This is a genomic window from Holdemanella sp. MSK.7.32 (assembly GCF_024460475.1).
Taxonomy (GTDB): domain Bacteria; phylum Bacillota_I; class Bacilli_A; order Erysipelotrichales; family Erysipelotrichaceae; genus Holdemanella.
In genome coordinates this window covers 1-622 of sequence record NZ_JANFYN010000122.1, presented here as the reverse complement: position 1 = coordinate 622, position 622 = coordinate 1, and the positions used below count along the sequence as shown (strand labels likewise).

Annotated in this window: 1 protein-coding gene; it reads right to left on the bottom strand. The window is 37.9% G+C overall.

The window, feature by feature from the left end; genetic code table 11:
- On the bottom strand, positions 1-622 hold a 622-nt coding region (locus NE544_RS12075; RefSeq protein ID WP_370866139.1), incomplete at both ends, for an NADP-dependent malic enzyme.

Genomic DNA, 622 nt, shown 5'->3' with positions numbered 1-622 from the left:
GCTGTTAAGATACCTTGTTTATCCACTAAAATAACATTACCCAAACCAATCTTTAAAATCAAAGTCGCAATCGCAACACCAGCACTGCCAGCACCATTGATTACGATTGTTGGATTTTGTTTTTCAGCCAATTTCAAAGCATTTACCAAAGCAGCACAAACTACAATAGCTGTACCATGCTGATCATCATGGAAAACAGGAATATTCATTTTTTCCTGTAATCTTTTTTCAACTTCAAAACAACGAGGAGCCGCAATATCTTCTAAGTTGATTCCACCAAAGCTAGGCTCTAAGCTCGAAATAATCTGAACCAATTCATCTGTATCTTGTGTATTTAAGCATAATGGAACGGCATCCACATTTCCTAGCGCCTTAAACAATACGCATTTACCTTCCATTACCGGCATACCTGCTTCAGGACCAATATTTCCTAATCCTAAAACCGCACTACCATCACTAATAACCGCAACAGTATGTGCTCTACCCGTATAGACATAACTGTTCTTTTTATCTTTTTCGATTTCTAAACAAGGTGCCGCAACACCCGGTGTGTAGGCAATCGATAAATCATCTCTATTTTCAATCTTCATTTTTGGAACGGTTTCTAATTTACCATTCCACT